This is a genomic window from Microbispora sp. H11081, assembly GCF_012999535.1.
Lineage (GTDB): Bacteria > Actinomycetota > Actinomycetes > Streptosporangiales > Streptosporangiaceae > Microbispora.
The window spans coordinates 1-18597 of sequence record NZ_JABBWV010000025.1 but is presented as its reverse complement, the minus strand read 5'-3'; the positions used below and the strand labels follow the sequence as shown (position 1 = coordinate 18597).

Here is an 18597-nt window from a genome sequence, read left to right as displayed (position 1 = left end):
GATCAGACCAAGAAGAATGTGCTCAGTACCGATGTAGTTGTGGTTGAGCATCCTGGCCTCTTCCTGAGCCAGAACGACAACCCGCCGCGCACGGTCGGTGAACCTCTCGAACATCTCGTCGCTCCTCACGAAGCGGTCAGGCGAGCACGGGAGATCCGGCCCGACGTTCCGCATGGTAGCCCCGACCCAGCGACCGCTCCTTGGCAGAAGGGTTCCCCAAGCGAAGGGCGTTCATGCTCTATCCAACCCCCTGCCCGGGGTGACATGTTCCCGATACGCCGCAAGCGAACGAGGTTTTAAGGGAGCACAAACACAATCGCGCGGTTATGCGATCGTCAGGTCCTCCGACGATCGGCATAACCGCGCGATGCGGGTTGAAGTTAGGGAGTGCCCCGCCGATCTCACGATGGCGATCCGAGGGACACGGCCCAGCGAGTGACCGACAAATGCCGCCCGTCGCGAGTGCGTCCGGGCGTACGCATCGCAAGGCGGAGGAGGAGGCCATAGCGAGGCTATGGGCGGCGACAACGCGGCGATCCCGCCGCCCGGCCGCACGCGGCGGGATCGGGATTTGTCAGAAAACGATCTAGTGCGCGTCCTCGTACGCCTGGACGATCGAGGCGGCAATGCGGCCGCGCTCACTCACGGGGTGCCCGTGAGCCTTCGCCCATGCGCGGATCTCCGCGCTCTTCTCGCGGGTCATGGCTCGCTGGCCCCCGCCACCGGCACCCCGACGGCGCCCACGGACCTGCCCGCTGTCCGCGCGCCGCGCGCTGCCGACGAAAGGCGACAGGGCCTCACGAAGCCGCTTCGCGTTGCCGTCGCTCAGGTCAATCTCATATGACGTGCCGTCAATCGCGAAGGTGACCGTCTCATTGGCCTCGCCGCCATCGAGATCGTCGATGAGAATCACCTGCGTGTGCTTGGCCATCCGGCAATCCTTTCGCAGCCCATAGTTTGATTCGTCAGCCAAACATATACCCGGTTTCCCCTGGCTGACAATTCAAGGTTGCGGATTCTCAGGAACCTCTGAGTCCGATGACTTCTCGCGTGGCTCCCGTGCCGTGCGGAGACCCGCGGCGTCGGAACGTACCAACTTTACGATGCCGTAGACGACCGCACCGGCGACGACCACGGAAGGTATCAAGGCGGACAATACCTCTGTCATTCTGCCTCGCTCGCGCCGGGGGTGTCATTAGGTGCACCCGAGGAAATTCCGAGGACGTGGCAAGGTCACCGACCGCTTGCCGGGCCGGACGCCCTGATACGACCATAGCGCCGGGAGGGACCGGACGCGCCTTCCGGGGTGCCCCAGGAGGGGCGGGGTAATCACCCCGTCTCTCCAGTGGCCTTACCGGATGCACTCGAAATCGTACCCAGAATGCCGACCAGTACGGTCACCGCTCCCCTGGGTTCGGCGAGAGCCGGCCGTAAGGGCGGGCGCGCGGCCTTCCTGCCTGGCCAGACGGGTACGGCCCGACAAGCGCGAAGCCGCAAACACGGTCGCGGAAAATGCCCGCCGAGGACGTACGACCGTTGAAGAGCCGGGGGCCGAAACGAGGGGCCCGTCTCGGTGGCAGGATCTTCACAAGGGACCCCGCCCCCTTCTCACAGGGCGCGCACAGCTTGGCGGGGATATACGCGCAAGCAGATCGATCCAGCCGGGAACCCTCGGGAAATTAGAGGACCGGCCGGTTCCATCAAGATCAACGGGCGACGGCATGAAGATCGAATAAAGCGGTGGTGGCACAAACACGCGGACGGCGCGGGCGGTCGGTCGACCGGCTTTCCACACGGGCAAACGATCCCCCGCATTCCGCGGACGACGTCCGCGGCCGGGTTGAGCGGTGCGCGCCAGGAGGTCGTCCATAAGAGTCTCTGGGCCTCCATACGGCCCTAAGCGCCCCTGGCGGTTCCTTAAGCCGCCCGTGGCCCGATATGGCCCCGGACAGGCACGGCGAGGACGAGCCTTAAGGATTGGTGCCGGGGGCGGTAGCGCCGTCATTGGCCACCTCTCGGGACGGTGAACCCAAGCATGGCATGCCGGGGCGGCGGCGTACTGATTTTCTGCCCGCCGGATGGGCGCCCGGGTACGGACGGACGCCATAGCGCCCAAAGAAAAAGGGGCCGATGGTCCGTTCCATCGGCCCCCGCCACCATCGTTACCTGACCTTGACCACCACGGTCTTGGCGGCCTTGTCGTGCAACGCCTGCTGCAACGGCTTGTCCCAAAGCAGCCACAGCACATTCAGGAGCGAGAAGACGCCCACCAGATACTTGACGATCGGAATCCACTGCACCAACTGCGGGCCCCACATAACCGCGGCGCGCTTGCCCGCCACATCGACGGGGAGGCCGCCTTCGAGGGTTCCACCGACCTGGACGACCTTGATGCCCATCGCGATCTTCCCGAGCGTCTGCCCGCGCTGGCGCAACAGGATGAACTCGTAGCCGATCATGACGAGGCCGGCCAGGATCGACGAGAGCAGCGACGCCAGGAAGACGCCGCCTCCCGGATCGATCGTCCCGCTCGAGATGTCGATGCTCGGACTGGTGACGACGATCGCCGTGATCACGACCGAGATGATCCCGAAGGGGATGCCGACGACCACGCCGTCGATGATGCGGGCGACGAGACGCTGCCACCACTCCGCGAGCGGGGCGGGGGCGCCGGGCGGCACCGGTCCCGCGGCCGCGTACGGCTGGCCGTAGCCGGGCTGGGCATAGGCCTGCTGGCCGTACTGCTGGGCCCCGTAGCCCTGCTGCTGGCCGTAGCCCTGCTGGGCGGCCTGCTGGCCGTACCCCGGCTGACCGTACTGCTGGCCCTGCTGCTGGGCCTGCTGCTGGCCGTAGCCCTGCTGGGGATACGCCTGCTGGCCGTACTGCTGCTGGCCGTATCCGGCCTGCTGGCCATAGCCCTGCTGACCGTACTGCTGCTGTGCCTGCTGGGCGTCATAGCCCTGCTGCTGGCCGTACTGCTGGGATCCGTAACCCTGCTGCTGGCCGTAGCCCTGCTGGGGATACGCCTGCTGGCCGTACCCCTGCTGGCTTTGGCCGTACTGCTGCTGCTGGGCCTGCTGGGCGTCGTAGCCCTGCTGCTGGCCGTACTGCTGCTGGCCGTAACCCTGCTGGGGGTACGCTTGCTGGCCGTACTGCTGCTGGCCGTATCCGGCCTGCTGGCCATAGCCCTGCTGCCCGTACTGCTGCTGGGCCTCCTGGGCGCCGTAGCCCTGCTGCTGCCCGTAGCCGCCCTGGGCGGCGTCGTAGCCGGGCGGCTGCTGCGGGCCGGTGTTCTGGCCCGTGTGGCGGTAGTTGACGACCGTGACGTCAGGGTCGTAGTCCTGGGCCTGTCTGTCCTGGCCATACCCGGGGTTCGATGACGGCGGTGGCGTCCCGTCCGACTCGTCCTGGGGGTACGGCGGCTGTCCGGTGCTCACCGTGTCACCTCGTTTTCGAAGACGCATGCGCCGTACGTCTCTGGCACACGCTGATATTGCAAAAGTAGCGACACGGGTAACAACAGTCACCTTTGCGGAGACTGACAATTCACGTCAAGATCATTATTCGAGGTGCCGTGGACGGCGGTCAACGTCGGTCGAGGTGCAGCAGCATCCGGGTGTTCCCCAGGGTGTTCGGCTTGACGTGCTCCAGGTCGAGGAACTCGGCGACGCCCTCGTCGTACGACGCGAGCAGTTCCGCGTAGACCTCCGGGGAGACCGGTGTGCCCTGAATAGGCCGGAAGCCGTGCCGGCCGAAGAACTCGACCGCGAACGTGAGGCAGAAGACCCTACGAACGCCCAGATCCCTGGCGGTCTCGATGAGCGCGGCGACGATCCGGTGGCCGATGCCCCCGCCGCGCTCGGCGGGGTCCACGGCGACGGTCCTGATCTCGGCGAGGTCCTCCCACAGCACGTGCAGCGCGCCGCAGCCGACGACCCGCCCGCCGGTCTCCGCGACCCAGAACTCCTGCACGTCCTCGTACAGCGTCACCGTGCTTTTCTCGAGCAGGCGGGGACCGGCGCCCGAGTACGCGTCGACGAGACGCCGGATGGCCCGGACGTCCGGCGTCCTGGCCCGGCGTACGGTCACGGCCGTGGCTCCCGAACCGCCGGATGTCTGCGCGGCGACCTGCTCCATGAGCGGCCAGCCTAGTGCCCCCTCCGGCCGGTCCCCATCACCACGCGGCCGGAGCACGTGGGACGCGCGCGCGGGCGGCCCGTGCGCGGATAACGGTCGTCCGCAAACACCACAGCCGACCCGAAGCCTGACCGTCCGGGGACACGAGGGCGCGAAGGGGTTCCCCACCGGCCCTGTCGATCATGTGGGGGTTCGTCCCAATTTTTTCGGCAGCCCACCTGGCACGCCCAAAGCCGCAGATCACCATTAACCCAGGTGAACGCGCACGTACCACTATGCAACCCGTGACCCATCTGTGATCGTTTGGTTGTCAAACGTAGACGGGTTTCGGAGTTCTGGTTGAGCAAGAACTCGCCGTGCACTATCGTCCAGCGACGATGCCGGTCATCGTGAGCGCTCACGGCGGCCGTACGCCGAGTCTTCGAAGCACCGAGTGCGGAGGGGAGCCGGGGACCCAACTGCAGGATCAGGATCGGTTCGGTCTCAGATCGTCGAGGGGTGAATCCGCCAAGGTAGGGCTACTCCGGCCCGAACCCGTCAGCTAACCCGGTAGGCGCTCAGCAGTGCCCCGTCACATGGCCACGTTCCAGGACGCGGCCTGCCCCAGGGGCACCTAGGGAGAGGAGCTCGGTTGCGCACGCGTGGAGGACGGCCGGCGGGCAGGCACGCCCGTCGCCGACGGTCCGGATCCGGCACGGCCGGTCCGGGTGTCATCCGCCGCATGGCGTTCGTCGGCATCGCGATCAGCGCGATCACGTTCGGCGCCCCGGTGGTCCGCGCCACCGCCGACCCCAAGCCGAGCCTCAAAGAGCTCACGGAACAGGTCGAGAGCCTCTACACCGAGATCGAGAGCCTCACCGAGCAGTACAACGGCGAACGCGTGCGCCTGAAGGCCGCGGAGCGGTCCGCCGAGCTCGCCAAGAAGAACCTCGCCAAGAGCGAGGCAGAGCTGGAGATCCGCCGGCAGAAGGCCAGCGCCCTCGCGCAGCACTCCTACATGACCAACGGACTCGGCAACGCGCTCGTGCTGATCGACAGCGGCGTCGACCCCCGGCGTTACCTGAGCCAGGCCTCCACGACGTACGCGCTGGAGCTGCAGGAGAGCCAGGAGGTGGCCGAGGTCACCAAGGCCATGGACGCCGCCGCGCGGGCCAGGGAGAGCGCCTCCGCCCGGCAGGCCGAGGTCAAGAAGCTGCTCACCGGCCTCGACGCGCGCCGCGACAAGATCACCAAGCTGATCAAGAAGACCGAGAGCAGCCTCTATCGGCAGGTCTCCCGCACGGTCGGCAGCGAGACGCGCACCAGGATGTCGTTCCCCATCGTGGGCGACGGCAAGGCCGCGCAGGCGGCGCGCTGGGCCCTCGGCCAGCAGCTAAAGCCGTACGTGTGGGGCGCGGAGGGCCCGAACGGCTTCGACTGCTCGGGCCTGGTCATGGCGGCGTACCAGTCCGTCGGCATCAGCCTGCCCCACTACACGGGTGACCAGTGGACCGCCGGCACGCACATCTCCCGCGACGAGATGCGCCCCGGCGACCTGGTGTTCTTCTACTCCGACCTGCACCACGTGGGCATCTACATCGGCGGTGGCTACATGATCCACGCCCCCCGCACGGGAGACGTCATCCACATCGCGAAGATCGGCGGACGGCCGTTCGCGGGCGCGGTTCGCGTCGCCGACTGAACCGCGCCACTCACAGAATCGCGCCGCCGACCGCGCGGTCTCGTGGCGCGGTCAGATGAGACGGCGGCGCGCCGCCCATGCGACGGCCTCGATCGCGGTCGCGACGCCGATGCGGTCGCAGATGCAACGCAGCCGCCGCCGCACCGTGCGCCCGCTGACGTCGAGACTGCGGCCGACCCGGTCTGCGGTCACGCCCTTGGCCAGTTCCGCGAGAAGGAGCAGGTCCTCTTCGGTGAGACCGGCATGATCACAATCCGAGGCGAGACTGTCACCTCGGTAGACGACCTCGGGAACACCCATCGTCCGCCCTCCCCCATGACGATGATTCGTCGGCCCACCCTCCAGGGACGGTAAACGCCTGCCACGAAGGTCGTCAAGGAGGGGAGTCACCCGGGACCGGCGGCGAGAGGGGCGGGGTGTGGTTTCCTCCGCCTCCTTCGCACACTTCCGTGACACCCGTTTTCCCGGAGGAGAGGAGCCTTCCCGAGCACTCGCCGCCGTACGGAGCGCGCCGGCCCGGCCACGCCGGGCGCCGTACGCGACGTGCATCGCGTACGGCGTCGCGCGTCCGCCGCCGTCAGCGCCGTGCAGGCCCCGCTCCCGTGGGCTCAGGCGCGGCCGAGCAGCTCACGCACCCGGTCGCGGCCCACGGCCAGCAGCAGCGTGGGCAGGCGCGGGCCGGTGTCCCGGCCGACGAGCAGGCGGTAGAGCAGGGCGAAGAAGGCCCGCTGGGCCGCCTTCAGCTCGGGCGTGGCCGCCTTGGCGTCCAGGTCGAGCCCGGCCTGCACCTTCGGCACGCCGTACACGAGCGTCGTCAGCCCGTCGAGCGACCAGTGCTCGTCGAGTCCGTCCGCCAGCAGGCGCAGCGACTCCCGCTCCTGCTCGCCGAGCGTGTCGAGCAGTTCCTTGTCGGGCGTCTCGCGCACCTGCGTGCGCTCCTCCGCGGGCACGTAGGTGTTCACCCAGTGCCCCGCGCGGTCGAGCCGCGGCCGCAACTCGTCCAGCCCGGCGATGTCCGGGTCGAACGCGCGCAGGATGCGCAGCGTCTGCTCCTCGTGCCCAGTGGCGATGTCCACGACGGAGGCGAGCGTCCGGTACGGCAGCCGCCTCGGCGTCTCGGGCAGGGTCCGGGAGGCGGTGCTCGACGCGCGCCGGTACGCCGCCTGGTCGGCGGGCAGCGCCGTGCCGTCCTCCACCTTCCTGGTCAGCGTGTCCCACTCGTCGTACATCCGCTGGATCTCCTGGTCGAAGGAGACCTTGAACGACTGGTTGGGGCGGCGGCGGGCGTACAGCCAGCGCAGCAGCGCGGGCTCCATGATCGACAGAGCGTCGGCCGGGGTCGGCACGCCGCCCTTGGAGCTGCTCATCTTGGCCATGCCGCTGATGCCGACGAAGGCGTACATCGGCCCGATCGGCTGCGCCGCGCCGAACACGTCGCGGACGATCTGGCCGCCTACGACGAACGACGAGCCCGGCGAGGTGTGGTCCACGCCCGACGGCTCGAAGACCACGCCCTCGTAAGCCCAGCGCATCGGCCAGTCGACCTTCCACACCAGCTTGCCGCGGGTGTGCTCGGACAGCAGGACGGTCTCGCCGTGACCGCACACGCAGGTGTACGACATCGCGGTGGTCTCGTCGTCGTAGGAGGTGACCGTGGTCAGGTCACGGTCACAGACCGAGCAGTAGGGCTTGTAGGGGTAGTAGCCGCCCGCGCCGGAGCCGTCGTCCTCGCTCGCGGCCCCGGAGCCCTCCAGAGCCGCGGCCTCGTCGGCGTCCACGACCTGCTTGGCCTTCGCCTTCTTGGTGCGGTACTGGTCGAGGATCGCGTCGATCCGCCGCCGCTCGCGCATGGCGAGCAGCACCTGCTCGCGGTACGCCCCCGAGGTGTACATCTGCGTCTGGCTGATGCCGTGGAACTCCACGCCGAGTTCCTCGAGCGCGGCGATCATCGGCGCCTTGAAGTGCTCGGCCCAGTTCGGGTAGTCGCTGCCGGGCGGGGCGGGGACGGCGGTCAGCGGCTTGCCGATGTGCTCGTTCCACGCGGGGTCGATGCCCACCGGCACCTTGCGGAAGCGGTCGAAGTCGTCCCACGAGATGATGTGCACGCACTCGTGGCCCCGCCGCCTGATCTCGTCGGCCACCAGGTGAGGGGTCATCACCTCGCGCAGGTTGCCCAGGTGGATCGGGCCCGACGGGCTGAGGCCGGACGCGCAGACGATGGGTTTGCCCGGTGCACGCCGTTCGGCCTCGGCGATGACCTCATCGGCGAAACGCGCCACCCAGTCGGCGTCCATCACGTCAGTCCTCTCTGAACGGGATCCTGCCTTCTATGGTCCCGTACGCGAGGGAGTCGTCAGGACGCGTTACGGGCGTAGACCAGCCGCAGGCCGATCAACGTGAGCCACGGCTCATGCACGTCGATGGTACGGGCCTCGCCGATGATCAGCGGCGCGCCTGTGCCCGTGGCCACCACGGTGACGTCGTCGGGGTCCGCGGCCAGCTCGGCCGTCATCCGGTCCACGATGCCGTCCACCAGGCCCGCGAAGCCGTAGATGATCCCCGACTGGAGCGCCTCCACGGTGTTCTTCGCGATCACCGACCGCGGCCGGACCAGCTCGACCTTGTGGAGCTGGGCCCCGGCCGTGGCGAGCGCGTCCACAGAGATCTCCAGGCCGGGGGCGGTCACCGCGCCGACGTACTCGCCCCTGGCCGACACCGCGTCGAACGACGTGGCCGTGCCGAAGTCCACGATCACGCACGGGCCGCCGTACAGGGCGGTGGCGGCGAGCGCGTTCACGATGCGGTCGCTGCCGACCTCCTTGGGGTTGTCCATCCGGACCGGCACGCCGGTGCGGACGCCGGGCTCGACGACCACGGCCGTGACGTCGCCGTAGTAGCGCCGGGACATCTCCCGCATCTCGTTGAGCACCGACGGAACCGTGGAACAGATCGCGATCCCACTGATGTCGGCGTCCTTGAGCAGCGGCGACTGCCCGAGCAGACCCTGGAGCACCACCGCGATCTCGTCCGCCGTACGGCGCGGATCGGTGGCGATCCGCCAGTGCTCGATCACCTCTTCACCCTCGAACAGGCCCAGCACCGTGTGGGTGTTGCTGACGTCGATGGTGAGCAGCATCCCCCGATTATGCCTCACGAAGATCTAGACCCAGGTCGAGTGCCGGGGCCGAGTGTGTGAGCGCGCCGACGGCCAGGTAGTCGACCCCCGTCGCGGCGACGGCGCGGGCCGCGTCCAGGGTCAGCCCGCCGCTCGACTCGAGCCGCGCCCGCCCCGCCACCAGCCGTACGGCCTCGGCGAGCTGCTCCACGGTGAAGTTGTCGAGCAGGATCTCCTCCGCGCCCTCCGCCAGGACCGGCTCGATCTGGTCGATCCTGTCCACCTCGACCTCGATCGGCAGGCCGGGGAACGCCTGCCGTACGGCGCGGAACGCCTCGGCGACGCCTCCGGCGGCGACCACGTGGTTGTCCTTGATCAGCGCGGCGTCGTACAGGCCCATCCGGTGGTTCACCCCGCCGCCGGCCCGTACGGCGTACTTCGCGAGCGCGCGCAGCCCGGCCAGGGTCTTGCGGGTGTCGCGGATCCGGGCGCCGGTGCCCTCCACCGCGTCCACCCAGCGGCGGGTCTCGGTGGCGATCCCGGACAGGTGGGTGAGGAAGTTGAGCGCGGTGCGCTCCAGCGTGAGCAGGTCCCTGGTGGCGCCCCGCACGGACATCACCACGTCGCCTGGGCGCACCCGGTCGCCGTCCGCGGCGTGCCGCTCGACCTCGACGGGCCCGTCGGCCTGGCGGAAGACGGTCTCCGCCACGGCGAGGCCGGCGACGACACCCTCCTTGCGGGCCACCACGTCGGCGACGGCCCGCTGGCCGGCCGGGATGGTCGCGGCCGAGGTCACGTCCTGCCCCCCGGCCAGGTCCTCCTCCAGGGCGGCGCGGACGAGGGCGAGCACGGCGTCCGGGTCGAGGCCGGCCTTCTCCAGCTCGGTCCGCTGGTCCTCGTGAGGCGTGTGCGTCAAGGTCAGTCCCTCCGCCGTCAGAGCGATGTCGATGTGGGCGCGCCAGCGGGCGTCGTCCCGGTCGGGATGGTCCTCCCGCCAGTGCGAGCCGCGGGTCTCCTCGCGCACGGCCGCCGCGGCCACCAGCGCGGAAGCCACCGTGAGGAGGTTGGTCGCCTCCCACGACTCGGTGCAGGGCTCGACCGCGACCGGCGTCCAGCGGGCGTCGGACAGCGCGCGGGCGACCCGGGCGAGGCTCTGGTCGCCGCGCAGCACCCCCGCCCCCCGGCTCATGTGGCTCTGGACCCTGGGCCGCGTACGCGGGTCCACCAGCCCCTCGGGCCGGTCGTCCAGCGCCGGCTCGCCCGGGACGGGCCTCTTCGCGGCCAGATCGGCGGCGATCCGCTCGCCGTACACGAGCCCTTCGAGGAGGGAGTTGGAAGCCAGCCGGTTGGCGCCGTGCACGCCCGTGCAGGCCACCTCACCACAGGCGTACAGGCCGGGCACGCTGGTCCTGCCGTACAGGTCGGTGCGCACGCCGCCGCTCGCGTAGTGGGCGGCGGGGGCGACGGGGATGGGCTCCGCGACGGGGTCGATGCCGTGCTCGCGGCAGACGGCGAGGATCGTGGGGAACCTGGAGCGCCACTTGTCCTCGCCGAAGTGGGTGGCGTCGAGGTAGACGTGGTCGGCGCCGGTCAGCGCCATCTGGCGCATGATCGCCTTGGCGACCACGTCGCGGGGCGCGAGGTCGGCCAGTTCGTGCACGCCGCGCATGAAGCGCTCGCCGTTCGCGTCGATCAGCACCGCGCCCTCGCCGCGCACGGCCTCGGAGACCAGGGGCTGCTGGCCGGTCGAGCCCTCACCAAGCCACAGGACCGTGGGGTGGAACTGCACGAACTCGATGTCCCTGACCACCGCGCCCGCCCGCAGGGCCAGCGCCACGCCGTCCCCCGTGGACACGACGGGGTTGGTGGTGGCCGCGTAGATCTGGCCCATGCCGCCGCTGGCCAGGACCACGGCCCCGGCCCGTACGGCGCCGACGCCGTCGCGGGCGCCCTCGCCCATGACGTGGAGCGTGACCCCGCAGGCGTGGCCCTCGGCGTCGAGGAGGAGGTCGAGGGCGAGTGCGTGCTCGATGACCTCGATGCGGGGCTCGGCCAGCACGGCCTCGGCCAGCGCCCGCTGCACCTCGGCGCCGGTGGCGTCGCCGCCCGCGTGCACGATCCGGTTGCGGCGGTGACCGCCCTCGCGGGTGAGCTGGAGCCCGCCGTCGACGTCCCTGTCGAACTCGGCGCCATGGCTCATCAGCCGCTTCAGCGCGTCGGGGCCCTCGGTGACCAGGACGCGTACGGCCTCCTCGTCGCACAGGCCGACCCCGGCGACGAGCGTGTCCCTCAGGTGCTCGTCGGGGGTGTCCTCGGGGTCGAGGACGGCGGCGATGCCGCCCTGGGCCCAGCGGGTCGAGCCGGCCGACAGCACGTCCTTGGTGACCACGAGGACCCGGGCCTGGGGATCGAGTTCGACGTGACGAAGCGCCACGGTGAGGCCGGCGATGCCGGACCCGATCACGACGGCGTCGGCCTCGACGGTCCAGCCGGGTGGGGGGGCGGTGAGTCTGCGTGCGAGCGCCACCATGAGGGGATCCCCTTTCGTCATAATGACGATAACGCCCCCCACGCAATGCCGCCGCCCCACCCCCTCCCCAAGCGCCGTGATCTTGTAGTTTGTCGCAGTCATGCGCCGCGAGCTGCGGCGCACCCGTGCGTGATCTTGCAGTTTGTCGCGTGCGTGGGTGGTGAACTGCGCCGACACCGCTCGTGATCTTGCAGTTCACCCGCCGAAAGCATCGGCAAGCAGGGAGAACTCCATCCCTGATCTTGCAATGCCGAGGCAGGCGGTAGGCACCCCCCGCGCCACTGCATGATCACGCCCGCGTTCCCGCAGGCCAGCGGTGAGGCCTCCGGAAAACTGCAAGATCACGCAGGATGGTTGCCCAGGTCAAGCCACACCTCTGCGACCTTTTGCAAGATCACGGATGGTGTCGGCGCAGCTCACCACCCACGCGTGCGACAAACTACAAGATCACGACAAGGTAAGGGGCATGTTGTCGATGAGGCGGGTGGCGCCGACCTTGGCGGCGACGGCCAGGATCGCCTCACCCCTGTGGTCGTCGCCGACCGGCCCGAATGTCGCGGGATCGGCCAGGATCAGGTAGTCGAGCAGCAGCGGCGGGTCGAAGCGGGCCGCCTCCTCCAGCACGGCCTGCGCGGCGTCGAGGATTCCGGCCGGCCCAGCCGTCCCGGCCCGTGCCACACCGGCGCGCAACGCCCGCGACAGGGCGAGCGCCGTACGGCGGTCGGCCTCGGACAGATACCTGTTGCGGCTCGACAGCGCGAGGCCGTCGGGCTCCCGCACGGTCGGGGCGCCGACGATCGACACGGGGACGTCGAGGTCGGCCACCATCCGCCGGATCAGCGCGAGTTGCTGGGCGTCCTTCTGCCCGAACACCGCGACGTCCGGCCGCACCAGGTTGAACAGCTTGAGCACCACGGTCAGCACGCCGTCGAAGTGGCCGGGCCTGAAGGCGCCCTCCGCCACGCCGCCCATGGGGCCCGCGGACACCTCCACCTGGCGGTCCGGCAGGTACATGTCCTCGGCGGACGGGGCGAAGACCACGCCCACGCCCTCCTCCTCGCACACCGCGAGGTCGGCGTCGAACGTACGGGGATAGCGGGAGAAGTCCTCGCCGGGGCCGAACTGCAGGGGGTTGACGAACACGCTCACCACCACGTGGTCGGCGTGTTCGCGCGCCAGCCGGATCAGCGACCGGTGGCCCTCGTGGAGCGCGCCCATGGTGGGGACCAGGGCGATGCTCCCGGGGCCGAGCGCGTCCCTCGCCTTGACGAGGCCGGCGCGGTCGGCGGCGATGGTCACGTCCATATGTTCCCTCCCAGGGCGTCCAGCAGACGTTCGGCCGCCTCCGGTTTGAGCAGTCCCGCCGCGAGCGCCCGGTCGGCGGTGAGCCTGGCGAGTGCGACGTACGCGTCCGCGGCCTCGGGGGCGGCCAGTATGAGCGCGTCGACGTGTTTGCGTACGGTGCCCGCGTCGCCGCGCACCACGGGCCCGGTCAGGCCGCTGATGCCCAGGCGCAGCACGTTGTCGAGGGCGGCGCTCAGCAGGGGGGCGAGCATCCGGCCAGGATGCTCCACGCCGATCTTCGCGAGCAGTTCCTGCGACTCGGCGACGAGCGTCACCATGTGGTTCGCGGCACCGGCCAGCGCGGCGTGGTAGAGCGGCCGGTCCCGGTCGGCGATCCACACCGGCTCGCCGCCCATCTCGATCACCAGCGCCTCGGCCACCGGCCGCAGCAGGTCGGGCGCCGTGACCCCGAACGAGCAGCCGTTGAGCCGCGTCAGGTCGTCGCTCCTGCCGGTGAACGTCATCACGGGATGCAGCGCGAGAGGCAGCGCCCCCACCTCGGCCGCGGGGTCCAGCACGCCCAGGCCGTACGCGCCGCTCGCGTGGACGAGGAGCTTGCCGCGCAGGTCGGCGCCGGTGGCGGCGAGGCCGGCCACGAGGCCGGGCAGCACGTCGTCGGGCACGGTGAGCAGCACGAGGTCGGAATCGGCGATCACCTGCTCCGGCCTGCTGAGCTGCAGGCCGAGCCGGTCGGCGGCCCGCCGCGCCGACGCGTCGGACACACCGCTGGCCGCCACCACTCGATGACCCGCCAGCATGAGCGCGGCTCCGAGCACGGAACCGACGCGTCCCGCGCCGAGCACTCCCACGGCGAGCCGCGCCGGGCGGTCACTTGTGTCCATGACGCCTCCCCTCGGTTCAGCGTAGCGGCGGCGCTCCCGCCGACCCGGCTCCAGGTCGTGTCTGACAGATCAAGCACTGCTGCGCGTGGACCGGGCGGTAGGTCGTCCCAACCCGACGGTCGGATTTTGTCCCGTTTCTCACCGGCCTATGTTGAGCCACAAGTACGAAAGTGACTACTTTTCGTCACGCCGTCGGCGTGTCGGTACGGTGAAGCGCTGTGGAAGTCACCTGGCGGAAGGCCATGCGGCGGGCGCTCTACGGCGAGCGGGGCTTCTACCTGCGGGAGCGCCCCGACCGGCATTTCCGCACGTCGGTGCATGCCTCGCCGGTCTTCGCCGAGGCGGTGCTGCGCCTGCTCCTGCGGGTCGACGACGCCCTCGGCCGGCCCCGCCCGCTTGATCTCGTGGACATGGGCAGCGGCGACGGCCTGCTCGCCGCCCGGGTGCTCGCCGCCGCGCCCCGGGACCTCGCGGAGCGGCTGCGGGTCACCGCCGTCGACCTGTCGCCCCGGCCCGATGGTCTCGATCCCCGCGTCGGCTGGGAGGCGCAGGTCCCGTACGGCGTCGTGGGCCTGGTGGTCGCCAACGAGTGGCTGGACAACGTGCCGCTCGACGTCGCCGAGATGACGCAGGACGGCCCGCGTCTCGTGCTCGTGGACCCGGCGACCGGCGAGGAGCGGCCGGGGCCGGCGCCGTGCCCCGAGGATCTGGCCTGGCTGGAGCGCTGGTGGCCGCTGCGCTCCGCCGGCGAGCGCGCGGAGATCGGCCTCCCCCGCGACGAGGCGTGGGCCTCGGTGATCGCGCGGATGGCGCACGGCACCGCGGTCGCCGTGGACTACGCCCACCTGGCCGGAGGGCGGCCCGCTCTCGGCACGCTCACCGGATATCGCGACGGCTCGCTGGTGCCCGCCGTACCGGACGGCTCGTGCGACATCACCGCCCACGTCGCGCTGGACGCCTGCGCGGCGGCCGGCGAACGCGCGGGAGCCGCGGCGACCACGCTCACCACGCAGCGGGAGGCGCTGCGTGAGCTGGGGATCACCGGCGCCCGGCCGCCGCTCGCGCTCGCGTCCGCCGACCCCGCGGGTTACGTACGCGCGCTCGGCCGGGCCACCCAGGAGGCCGAGCTGATCGACCCGGCGGGGCTCGGCGGCTTCGGCTGGCTGAGCCAGGTCGTCAGACGGTGACCTTCAACGACTCCAGGCCACGCATGATGTAGCTGGGCTTCCAGGTGGGTTCCTCGGCGAGCTCCAGCTTGGGCGCCAGCCGCAGCAGGACGCCGAACGACTCGGCCATCTCGACCCGGGCGAGCGGCGCGCCGAGGCAGAAGTGGATGCCGGCGCCGAACGAGATGTGTGGGTTGTCGGCCCGGCCGATGTCCAGGCGGTCGGGGTCGGCGAAGACCTCGGGGTCCCGGTTGGCCGACCCGAACAGCAGCGCGATCTCCACTCCACGGGGGATCGTCACCCCGCCGACCTCGACGTCCTCAAGCACCCACCGCTCGAACATCTGCGCCGGGGTGTCGTAGCGCAGCAGTTCCTCGACCGCCGTGGGCATCAGGCCGGGGTCGGCGCGCAGCCGCTCCAGCTCGCCGGGGTTGCGGAACAGCGCCCACCACCCGCTGCCGGTGGCGTTGACCGTGGCCTCATGCCCGGCGTTGAGCAGCAGCACGCAGGTGCCGATCAGCTCGTCCTCGGTCAGCCGGTCGCCGTCGTCCACCACCTGCGCGAGCGCGGAGATCATGTCGTCCCCCGGCCGCTGCCTGCGCTCTCTGGCCAGTCCGCGCAGGTAGTCGGCGAACTCCGTCGCGGCGCGTACGGCCGTGTGCTGAACCTCCGGCGAGGGATGTAGCTCGTACATGCCGCAGATGTCGGCCGACCAGGGGCGCAGCAGGTGGCGGTCGGCCTCGGGCACACCGAGCATCTCGGCGATCACGGTGACCGGCAGCGGCTCGGCGACCTCGGCCAGCAGGTCGCCGCCACCGCGCTCGACCAGTCCCTCGGCCAGCTCGGTCGCGATCTTCCGTACGCGGGGGCGCAGCGACTCGACCATCCGGGGTGTGAAGGCCTTGGACACGAGGCGGCGCAGCCGGGTGTGCACCGGGGGCTCCACGTCGAGCATGCCGGCCCTCACCACCCGCCAGAACGGCTCCTGGAACTCCGGCTCGGGCTCGCGGCCGAACTCCTCGTGGGTCGCCACGTGCAGGTAGGACCGGCCGAGGCGCCGGTCGCGCAGCAGCGCGTTCACATCCGCGTGGCGGGCGATCAGCCACTGTCCCGTCGGCTCGAAGAAGCTGACCGGATCGTTGTCGCGCAGGTCGCGGTAGGCGTCGTACGGGTGCGCGATGAACTCGGAGTTCCAAGGATCAAACTTCACAATGGACAACAATACGGATAAAAGGCCTCGCCTGGGAGTACGGGCGTACGGGTCCCTCCAGGCGTAGGTTGGGGCGATGCCGAAGCGCCGCGAACAGCACCGCAGGGAGCCACGCGAACTCCGCGAGTTGCCCTATGCCGACCACCTTGAGCCGTTCAAGGGCCGGCTAACCCAGGGTGGCGACTACGACACGATCCTGTTCGACGGGCAGGAGTTCGAGGACGCCGACGCCTCCAACGCGCGGTTCATCGAGTCGGCGTTCACCTCGGTGACGTTCGACGGCGGCAGGTATCGGCGCGCCCGGTTCTCCGACGTGTGGCTGAACGGCGTGCGCTGGGTCGGCGGCGACCTCACCGAGTCGGTCTGGGCGGACGCGGAGATCAGTACGAGCGCCCCGGCCGGCACGGCCCTGCCCGGCGCCGAGATGAACCAGGTGCTCTTCCACCGGTGCAAGCTCGACTCCGTCAACTTCCGCGCGGCCGACCTGCGGGAGGTCTCGTTCGTCGAGTGCACGCTGCGCGACGTGGATTTCGCGGGCGCCGCGCTGACCGGCGTCACCTTCCCCGGCTCCACCCTCGAACGCGTGCGGTTCGACAAGGCGCGCATGTCCCGGGTCGACCTGCGAGGCGCCGTTTCCCTGGGCATCTCCGACGGCTACGACGCCCTGCGCGGCGCCACCATCAGCGGCGTGCAACTGATGGAACTCGCGCCCATGTTCGCGCACATCCTCGGTGTCACGGTCGACGGCGACTGACGTCGCGGGGCGCGGCCGGTGGTGGCCGGACCGTTCCGCGGCGTCCGGAACGCACTTGCGGCGGAAGGGTGTGGCCGGGTTATAGTGCGCTCAGGTCATGAGTGCCAGCGTCAAGCCCCGGCTTGCTGGCCGGCAACCCTCGCGCTCGCGGCGGGGTGCCCCGGGTGAGGACCGGGTCCGGCACGGGGTGTGCCGGGCAAGCGCGGGCTCCGCCGTACGACGCCATGGCCGGGGTCCCAGACCCGAGGAGGCCCGGCGTTGTCCGCACTCACTTTCGTCCAGCAGGCCGTCACCCGTGTGTCCGAGCCCGGACGCCTTCCCGCCGTCGTGGGAGCCGGCCTGGAGGTGCCCGTCAGGGGCGGCAGGCTCGTGCCGTACGCGAACCTCGACTACGCGGCGAGCGCGCCCTGTCTCGAGCCGGTGAACGCCGCCGTCGCGGCGGCGCTGCCGGCCTACTCCAGCGTGCACCGGGGCGCGGGCTACGCCTCACAGCTCACCACCGCGAGGTACGAGCGAGCCAGGCACACCGTGCGGGCCTTCACAGGAGCCCGCCCCGGCGACTCCCTGATCTTCGTACGCAACACCACCGACGCGATGAACCTGCTCGCCCGCAGCCTCCCCGAAGGCACCACCGTCGTCGTGTTCGACACCGAGCACCACGCCTCGCTGCTGCCCTGGCCCGACGCCGTACGGCTCGCGCCGCCCGCCTTCCCCGGCGAGGCGCTCCGGGCGGCCGACGAGGCACTGGCCGCGATCCAGGGCCCGGCCCTGCTCGTCGTCACCGCCGCCTCCAACGTCACGGGCGAGCTGTGGCCGATCGCCGGGCTGGCCCACGTCGCACACCGGCACGGCGCGCGGATCGCCGTGGACGCCGCCCAGCTCGTCCCCCACCGCGGGCTCAACCTCGCCGCGCTCGACCTCGACTACGTGGCGTTCTCCGGGCACAAGCTCTACGCCCCCTTCGGCGCCGGGGTGCTCGTGGGCCGTCCCGACTGGCTCGCCGACGCCGATCCGTACCTGCGCGGCGGCGGAGCCGTACGGTCCGTGGGCGAGACCGTGGACTGGAGCGACGACCCCGAGTCGCGGCACGAGGCGGGCACCCCCAACGTCCTCGGCGCGATCGCGCTCGCCGCCGCCTGCGACGCGCTGACCGCGACCGGCTGGACCACGCTGGTGCACGAGGAGGAGCGGCTGCTGGCCCGCCTGCGCGCCGGGCTCGCCACGATCCCCGGCGTACGCGAGCTGTCGCTGTGGGGCCCCGACCACCCGCGCGTCGGCATCGTGTCGTTCACCGTGGCGGGCCGTACGGCTCGCGAGGTGGCGGAGACGCTGTCGGCCGAGCACGGCATCGGCGTCAGGGACGGGAAGTTCTGCGCCCACCCGTTCGTCCGCCACCTGCTCGGCGGGGACGACGCCGGCTGCGCCGACGGCACGGTGAGCGCCGTACGGGCCTCGATCGGCATCGGCACGACCACGGAACACGTGGACCGCCTTGTCGAAGCCCTCCACCCCCTCCCCCGGGCGTGATCTTGTAGTTTGTCGCAGGCATGCCGCGCGACCTGCGATGCGACCCTTCGTGATCATGCAGAAAATCGCGCCCACACCCTTCCACCAGGCCGTACGCCCTTCGCGATCTTGCAATTGCAAGATCACGAATCGCGTTTTCCCTGGCAGGGACCGCGACTCTTCGATTCCTGCAAGATCACGGAGACTGTCGCCCCAGTACACAGGCCATCGATGCGACAAACTACAAGATCACGGGCCACCCGCCGGTGGTCGTCGGCGTCCGGAGGCAGGTCGAGCTTGGCGAGGATGCTC

Annotated in this window: 15 protein-coding genes and 2 riboswitches; of the genes, 4 read left to right on the top strand and 11 right to left on the bottom strand. The window is 70.5% G+C overall.

The window, feature by feature from the left end; all coding sequences use genetic code 11:
* The 4 genes from HHX31_RS36120 to HHX31_RS32935 form a co-directional block, all read right to left on the bottom strand.
* Window positions 1-114, bottom strand: a 114-nt coding sequence (locus tag HHX31_RS36120) for a Clp protease N-terminal domain-containing protein (RefSeq protein ID WP_018793523.1), incomplete at its 3' end; no start/stop codon positions are given.
* A gap of 472 nt (window positions 115-586) precedes the next feature.
* The gene (locus tag HHX31_RS32945) at window positions 587-931 is read right to left on the bottom strand and encodes an Lsr2 family protein (RefSeq protein WP_169953631.1); all 345 of its coding nucleotides are present in this window, start codon (window positions 929-931) and stop codon (window positions 587-589) included.
* A gap of 1231 nt (window positions 932-2162) precedes the next feature.
* Complete coding sequence (locus HHX31_RS32940; RefSeq protein WP_169953629.1) at window positions 2163-3437, bottom strand: RDD family protein; 1275 nt, start codon at window positions 3435-3437, stop codon at window positions 2163-2165.
* Window positions 3438-3585: 148 nt separating this feature from the next.
* Entirely contained in the window at window positions 3586-4137 is a 552-nt protein-coding gene (locus tag HHX31_RS32935; RefSeq protein ID WP_169953627.1) for an amino-acid N-acetyltransferase, read from the bottom strand.
* A gap of 417 nt (window positions 4138-4554) precedes the next feature.
* A riboswitch (cyclic di-AMP (ydaO/yuaA leader) is annotated at window positions 4555-4708 on the top strand.
* A 150-nt stretch (window positions 4709-4858) separates the two neighbouring features.
* On the opposite strand from HHX31_RS32935, the gene HHX31_RS32930 reads away from it, so the two are divergent.
* Window positions 4859-5818, top strand: coding sequence for a C40 family peptidase (locus tag HHX31_RS32930; protein WP_169953625.1), 960 nt, complete (start codon window positions 4859-4861; stop codon window positions 5816-5818).
* A gap of 51 nt (window positions 5819-5869) precedes the next feature.
* Here HHX31_RS32930 and HHX31_RS32925 read toward each other — a convergent pair whose 3' ends face one another.
* From HHX31_RS32925 to HHX31_RS32900, 6 genes are all read right to left on the bottom strand, one after another.
* A complete protein-coding gene (locus HHX31_RS32925) occupies window positions 5870-6118 on the bottom strand; it encodes a LuxR C-terminal-related transcriptional regulator (protein WP_249347360.1) in 249 nt (82 codons plus the stop codon).
* Between the two features lie 308 nt (window positions 6119-6426).
* Window positions 6427-8112: a lysine--tRNA ligase gene (lysS, locus tag HHX31_RS32920; RefSeq protein ID WP_169953623.1), complete on the bottom strand. Its 1686-nt coding sequence runs from the start codon at window positions 8110-8112 to the stop codon at window positions 6427-6429.
* A 59-nt stretch (window positions 8113-8171) separates the two neighbouring features.
* Window positions 8172-8954: a type III pantothenate kinase gene (locus HHX31_RS32915; RefSeq protein ID WP_169953621.1), complete on the bottom strand. Its 783-nt coding sequence runs from the start codon at window positions 8952-8954 to the stop codon at window positions 8172-8174.
* 7 nt (window positions 8955-8961) lie between these two features.
* Window positions 8962-11463, bottom strand: coding sequence for an L-aspartate oxidase (locus HHX31_RS32910; protein WP_169953619.1), 2502 nt, complete (start codon window positions 11461-11463; stop codon window positions 8962-8964).
* A gap of 447 nt (window positions 11464-11910) precedes the next feature.
* Window positions 11911-12768, bottom strand: a complete 858-nt coding sequence (gene panC / locus HHX31_RS32905) for a pantoate--beta-alanine ligase (RefSeq protein ID WP_169953617.1) — start codon at window positions 12766-12768, stop codon at window positions 11911-11913.
* On the bottom strand, window positions 12759-13649 hold the full coding sequence (locus HHX31_RS32900; RefSeq protein ID WP_169953615.1) for a Rossmann-like and DUF2520 domain-containing protein: 891 nt from the start codon (window positions 13647-13649) through the stop codon (window positions 12759-12761). Before HHX31_RS32900 ends, panC begins: the two co-directional genes overlap by 10 nt.
* Window positions 13650-13867: 218 nt before the next feature.
* Between HHX31_RS32900 and HHX31_RS32895 the strand changes: the two genes are divergently transcribed.
* On the top strand, window positions 13868-14836 hold the full coding sequence (locus HHX31_RS32895; protein WP_311932488.1) for an SAM-dependent methyltransferase: 969 nt from the start codon (window positions 13868-13870) through the stop codon (window positions 14834-14836).
* Here HHX31_RS32895 and HHX31_RS32890 read toward each other — a convergent pair.
* Window positions 14826-16025, bottom strand: coding sequence for a cytochrome P450 (locus HHX31_RS32890; protein WP_169953613.1), 1200 nt, complete (start codon window positions 16023-16025; stop codon window positions 14826-14828). The genes HHX31_RS32895 and HHX31_RS32890 overlap by 11 nt on opposite strands.
* A gap of 76 nt (window positions 16026-16101) precedes the next feature.
* Between HHX31_RS32890 and HHX31_RS32885 the strand changes: the two genes are divergently transcribed.
* Entirely contained in the window at window positions 16102-16779 is a 678-nt protein-coding gene (locus HHX31_RS32885) for a pentapeptide repeat-containing protein (RefSeq protein ID WP_169953611.1), read from the top strand.
* 93 nt (window positions 16780-16872) lie between these two features.
* Window positions 16873-16988, top strand: a riboswitch (SAM riboswitch).
* Window positions 16989-17037: 49 nt separating this feature from the next.
* Window positions 17038-18306 (top strand): aminotransferase class V-fold PLP-dependent enzyme, encoded by a 1269-nt coding sequence (locus HHX31_RS32880; protein WP_169953609.1) that lies wholly within the window; start codon window positions 17038-17040, stop codon window positions 18304-18306.
* Window positions 18307-18597 lie beyond the last annotated feature (291 nt).

What these genes read in the sequence shown, in the direction of transcription:
- HHX31_RS32930 (WP_169953625.1), top strand. Translation starts at nt 4,859, where the DNA reads ATGGCGTTCGTCGGCATCGCGATCAGCGCGATCACGTTCGGCGCCCCG.
- HHX31_RS32935 (WP_169953627.1), bottom strand. Translation starts at nt 4,137, where the DNA reads ATGGAGCAGGTCGCCGCGCAGACATCCGGCGGTTCGGGAGCCACGGCC.
- HHX31_RS32925 (WP_249347360.1), bottom strand. Translation starts at nt 6,118, where the DNA reads ATGGGTGTTCCCGAGGTCGTCTACCGAGGTGACAGTCTCGCCTCGGAT.
- HHX31_RS32885 (WP_169953611.1), top strand. Translation starts at nt 16,102, where the DNA reads ATGCCGAAGCGCCGCGAACAGCACCGCAGGGAGCCACGCGAACTCCGC.
- HHX31_RS32945 (WP_169953631.1), bottom strand. Translation starts at nt 931, where the DNA reads ATGGCCAAGCACACGCAGGTGATTCTCATCGACGATCTCGATGGCGGC.
- HHX31_RS32900 (WP_169953615.1), bottom strand. Translation starts at nt 13,649, where the DNA reads ATGGACACAAGTGACCGCCCGGCGCGGCTCGCCGTGGGAGTGCTCGGC.
- panC (WP_169953617.1), bottom strand. Translation starts at nt 12,768, where the DNA reads ATGGACGTGACCATCGCCGCCGACCGCGCCGGCCTCGTCAAGGCGAGG.
- lysS (WP_169953623.1), bottom strand. Translation starts at nt 8,112, where the DNA reads ATGGACGCCGACTGGGTGGCGCGTTTCGCCGATGAGGTCATCGCCGAG.
- HHX31_RS32910 (WP_169953619.1), bottom strand. Translation starts at nt 11,463, where the DNA reads ATGGTGGCGCTCGCACGCAGACTCACCGCCCCCCCACCCGGCTGGACC.
- HHX31_RS32915 (WP_169953621.1), bottom strand. Translation starts at nt 8,954, where the DNA reads ATGCTGCTCACCATCGACGTCAGCAACACCCACACGGTGCTGGGCCTG.